This is a genomic window from Mesorhizobium sp. M2C.T.Ca.TU.002.02.1.1 (genome assembly GCF_003997225.1).
Genome location: NZ_RZTO01000487.1, coordinates 1 through 4,763, shown reverse-complemented (window position 1 = coordinate 4,763; position 4,763 = coordinate 1). Strand labels below are relative to the sequence as shown.

Annotated in this window: 6 protein-coding genes; 1 reads left to right on the top strand and 5 read right to left on the bottom strand. The window is 65.8% G+C overall.

Annotation, left to right across the window (positions count from 1 at the left end):
• Positions 1–47 precede the first annotated feature (47 nt).
• The 5 genes from EOD07_RS22995 to EOD07_RS22975 all read right to left on the bottom strand — a co-directional run bounded on the left by EOD07_RS22995 (position 48) and on the right by EOD07_RS22975 (position 3,863).
• A complete protein-coding gene (locus EOD07_RS22995; RefSeq protein ID WP_127237090.1) occupies positions 48–752 on the bottom strand; it encodes an XdhC family protein in 705 nt (234 codons plus the stop codon).
• Between the two features lie 5 nt (positions 753–757).
• Positions 758–1,096, bottom strand: a complete 339-nt coding sequence (locus EOD07_RS22990; RefSeq protein WP_040981220.1) for an XdhC family protein — start codon at positions 1,094–1,096, stop codon at positions 758–760.
• A 63-nt stretch (positions 1,097–1,159) separates the two neighbouring features.
• Positions 1,160–2,410, bottom strand: a complete 1,251-nt coding sequence (locus EOD07_RS22985; protein WP_127237089.1) for a VWA domain-containing protein — start codon at positions 2,408–2,410, stop codon at positions 1,160–1,162.
• 5 nt (positions 2,411–2,415) lie between these two features.
• Positions 2,416–3,339, bottom strand: a complete 924-nt coding sequence (locus EOD07_RS22980; RefSeq protein WP_041008673.1) for a MoxR family ATPase — start codon at positions 3,337–3,339, stop codon at positions 2,416–2,418.
• A 29-nt stretch (positions 3,340–3,368) separates the two neighbouring features.
• Positions 3,369–3,863 (bottom strand): flavin reductase, encoded by a 495-nt coding sequence (locus EOD07_RS22975; protein WP_041008872.1) that lies wholly within the window; start codon positions 3,861–3,863, stop codon positions 3,369–3,371.
• Positions 3,864–4,055: 192 nt separating this feature from the next.
• On the opposite strand from EOD07_RS22975, the gene EOD07_RS22970 reads away from it, so the two are divergent.
• Positions 4,056–4,763: ABC transporter substrate-binding protein (locus EOD07_RS22970; RefSeq protein WP_206519527.1), on the top strand; the 708-nt coding region annotated here is incomplete at its 3' end.

The following is a 4,763-nucleotide window of genomic DNA, read 5'->3' as shown; positions in this document are numbered from 1 at the left end:
CGCCAACACCGCCCCTTCCGCCTCATCGATCGGAACCGGCCCGAATTTCACGCCACGGCGCCTTTTGCTTCGAGGCCGCGCGAGCGGAAGGCGTGGATGGTTTGCGCCAGGACGGCGACGGCGATCTCGGCCGGACTGGCCGCGCCGATGTCGAGGCCGATCGGCGCATGGATGCGGGCGATCTGGTCGGCGCCGGCGCCAAGCGCCAGCAGGCGTTCGACACGTTTGGCGTGGGTCTTGCGGCTGCCGAGCGCCCCGACATAGAAGCACCGGGCGTCGAGCGCCGCCTTCAGCGCGAAATCGTCGATCTTCGGATCATGGGTGACAGCGGCAAGCGCGGTATAGCTGTCGAGCGGCGCGCGCTTCAGCACATCCTCCGGCCATTCGGCATGCAGCGCGACGTCCGGAAAGCGCTCCGGCGTGGCAAACGCAGTGCGCGGATCGATGATCTCGACGGGATAGCCGGCGATCCTGGCCATCGGCGCCAGCGCCTGGCTGATATGCACCGCGCCGATCACCACGAGGCGCGGGCGCGGCAGATGCGCGTTGAGGAAGAACGTCCGCCCTTCCGCCTCCACCGACCGCGAATTGCCGGTGCGGAACGCATCGGCGATCGCCGCCCCAAGATCGCCGGCGACATGGTCGCCCTCGCGCACGATGCGGTCACGGCCATCGCCAAGGTCGGTGACAAGCACAGCCGCCCGGCGGGCGCGGCGTTCTTCGTTCAGTGTCTTCAGGACATACGGATCCACGACGGTCAGCCCAGCCTTTCGACATAGACCTTGATGCGGCCGCCGCAGGACAGCCCCACCTGCCAGGCGGTTTCGTCGGCGACGCCGAACTCAAGCATCTTCGCCTTGCCGCTGTCGATGACGTCGATCGCCTCGGTCACCACGGCGCCCTCCACGCAGCCGCCGGAGACCGAACCATGGAAGTTCCCTTCGGCGTCGATGACAAGATGGCTGCCGACCGGACGCGGCGCCGAACCCCAGGTCTCGACCACGGTCGCGATGGCGACATCCTTGCCGTCCTTCATCCAGCCTTCCGCGATGATCAGGGGATCGCGGGCCTCGTCGAGATAAATGCTCTCATCCATCGTCGCTTCTCACAAAGTCGGTTTTTCAGGGGAACTTCAGTTCCCCCCTAAGGAAACATATGGCTACGCGGCACGCCTCCCGCCAGTTTGCAGCCAGCGGCGCGGATCGACCGAAGCCGCCGGCCGCTGGTCAAGCGAGGCGCAGAGATCGGCCAGCGCATCGAGATTGTGCACCGCCCGGAACTCGTCGACATAGGGCAGCATCGCCTTGACGCCGCGCGCGCGCGCCTCGAACCCATCGAAGCGCAACAGCGGATTGAGCCAGATCAGCCGCCGGCAGGATTTATGCAGCCGCTCCATCTCCTGCGAAAGGCCTGTGACGTCGTCGCGCTCCAGCCCGTCGGTGATGAGAAGCACCACGGCGCCCTGCCCCAACACGCGCCGCGACCACAGCCGATTGAATTCGGCAAGCGTATCGCCGATGCGTGTGCCGCCCGACCAGTCCTTCACCGCCGCCGAGCATTCGGCCAGCGCCTCGTCCGGATCGCGATGGCGCATCTGGCGGGTCAGGTTGGTCAGCCGCGTGCCGAAGACGAAGGCATGCACGCGCCGGCGCTTTTCCGTGAGGGCATGCAGGAAATGCAGAAAGATGCGCGTGTACTGGCTCATCGAGCCGGAAATGTCGGCCAGTACGACCAGCGGCGGATGCACTTCGCGCGGCGAGCGGAATTTCGGCAGGATAAGCTGGCCTCCGGTGCGGGCGGCCGAGCGCATCATGGCGCGCGGGTCGATGCGGCGCCCCTGTGCGTCAGCCTTGAAGCGCCGCGTGCGGACGAGATCGAAGGGCAGCCGCAAGGCCGCGATCGCCTTCTTGGCTTCGGCCATCTCCGCCGCATCCATCTGGGCGAAATCCTTGCCCCGCAGCACCTCGTTGCCGGAAAAGGTGAGGCGCGCGTCGACTTCGATCTCCGGCACCTCTCGCACCGGCTGGTTCTTGTGGTGGCCTTCGAACATCGCCTGGCTGACGCGGTTCTCGGCCACCCGCGGCTTCTGCTTTTCAGCGTTGTCCGGCGCGATCGGCGAAAACATCGCCAGCAATTTCTCGATCAGCTCGCGCGATTTCCAGAACAGGCGGAAGGCCTCGTCGAAGACCGGATGATCCTCGTGCCGCGACACCAGCACCGCATGCAGCGTCCAATAGAAATCGTCGCGCGAGCCGATGCCGGCGGCAAGCACCGCCTCGATGGCGTCCTTCACCGAGGCCGGGCCGACGCGCATGCCGGCCTTGCGCAGCGCCCGCGCGAAATAGACGATGTTGTCGGCGATGCGCCCGTCAGCGGTCGCTTCTTTGGGGTCCGGACGCGGCGACGGCATCGCGCCTACTCCGCCGCCGACAGCTCGGCCTTCACCTCATTGAGGATGCGCCGGCCCTCGCCCTCGCCGATACGGGCGATGTCGTCCTGGTATTTCAAAAGCACGCCGATCGTGTCGGACACGGTTTCCGGATCGAGCGCCACCTTGTCGAGCTCGGTGAGCGCGCCGGCCCAATCGATGGTCTCGGCGACGCCGGGCGCCTTGAACAGCTCGACCTGGCGCAGCTTCTGGATGAAGGACACGACCTCCGCCGACAGCCGGCGGTTCGCCTGCGGCACCTTACGCCGCACGATCTCCAGCTCGCGCTCGGCGTTCGGGTAGTCGACCCAATGATAGAGGCAGCGCCGCTTCAACGCGTCGTGGATCTCGCGCGTGCGGTTGGTGGTGATGATGACGATCGGCGGCTCTTCCGCCTTGATCGTGCCGAGCTCCGGGACAGTCACCTGGAAGTCCGACAGGATCTCGAGCAGGAACGCCTCGAACGCTTCGTCGGTGCGGTCGAGCTCATCGATCAGGAAGACTGGAGCGGCGCCAGCCTTGCCGGTCAGTGCGTCGAGCACCGGGCGGCGGATCAGGTATTTCTCGGAAAAGACATTGCGCTCCATGTCGGAGCGCACGACCTTGCCCGCCGCCTCCTCCATGCGGATTTCGATCATCTGAGCGGCGTAGTTCCACTCATAGACGGCCGAGGAGACGTCAAGCCCCTCATAGCATTGCAGGCGGATCAGCCGGCGGCCGAGCGCGTCGGCCAGCACCTTGGCGATCTCGGTCTTGCCGACGCCCGCCTCGCCTTCGAGGAACAAGGGCCGCTTCATGCGCAGCGATAAAAACAGCACGGTCGCCAGCGAGCGGTCCGCGACATAGTCCGCGCCGGTCAAAAGATCGAGCGTTTCGTCGATCGATTTCGGCGCGGGGCGCGGCGCGGTCATCTCGTCTCCGTGGATCCCGCCCGCCCGTTTCACAGAACGTGATAGCCGCGGTTGTGGTAGATCAGCGGCCGCAAATTATCGCCGATGCGCAGGCCTGTCACCTTGCCAAAAAGCACACGGTGGGTGGCCAAATCCTTGGCATCGATGATCTCGCAGTCGAACACGGCAAGCGCGCCTTTCAGGGTCGGCGCGCCGGTCGAGATCACATCCCACTCCGCCAGCGCGAAGCGCTCTTCCGCCGGCAGGCCGGTGACGCCGGAAAAGCCGACCGATACCGCTTCCTGATCCGAGGCGAGTGTGTTCAGCGCGAACTTGCCGTTCTTGATGAAAGCATCGTTCTTGGCGTTCTCGCGGTTGAGGCAGACCAGCACCGTCGGCGGGGTGTCCGAGACCGAACAGGCGGCGATCACCGTCGCGCCCCGTTTGCCGCCGGGCCCGTCCGTCGTCACCACATGCACATGGCCGGCAAAATGCGCCATCGCATCGCGATAGTGCTGCGGCCCGATATCGTTGATCTTCAGCACCCGATAATCCACCTGTCGAAACCAGCTCGTTATATATGGCGGCATATTGCACGCCACAAGTTGCAGTGCACAGGCGAAGTGCTTGACTGCAATCCGCAAATTCGCGTGTTGCGCGGCGCTTAGCCAGCCTTTAGGCATTTCCTGGAATAGTGTCGGGACTGTATTCCCGGCATGGAGGATCTCTTAGCCCGAATGCGTCTTCTCACGACGACATCAGCCGCGCTGCTCTGGCTGTCGCTGGCCGCGAGCGCCGACGCCGAGATGCTGGTCGGCGTCGCCGCTCCGCTTTCCGGTCCGTCGGCTATCCTGGGCAAGCAGATCGAGGCCGGCGCAGGCATGGCGGCGGAAGCAAACGGCATCGCCATCAAGGTCGTGGACGACACCTGCACCGCTGACGGCGGCGCCGCGGCGGCAAAGGAATTCGTCGACGCCAAGGTCAATGTCGTGGTCGGCTTTCTCTGCACCGAGGCGATCGAGGCCGCGCTGCCCACCCTGAAGGATGCCAACATCGCGGTCATCACCGTCGGCGTGCGCACCGAAAGCCTGACCGACCGGCGCGCCAAGACCGGCTGGCCGGTCTACCGGCTCGGCCCGCGCGGCGACGATGAGCGCAACGCCGTCGCCGCCAAGCTTACCCAGCTCTGGCGCGACGACCTGTTCGCCATCGTCGATGACGGCACCATCTATGGGCGCGAGATGGCCGAGACCTTTCGCGCCGCGGCCGAGCAGGCTGCCTTGAAGCCGGTCTTCGTCGACACGTTCCGGCCGCAGCTCGACAACCAGATCGGGCTGGTCGGCCGGCTGAAGAAGGCCGGCGCAACAAAAGTGTTCGCTGGCGGGGACGGCGACGACATCGCGATCATGGGCCGCGACGCCGCCCAGCTCGATGCCGGCATCACC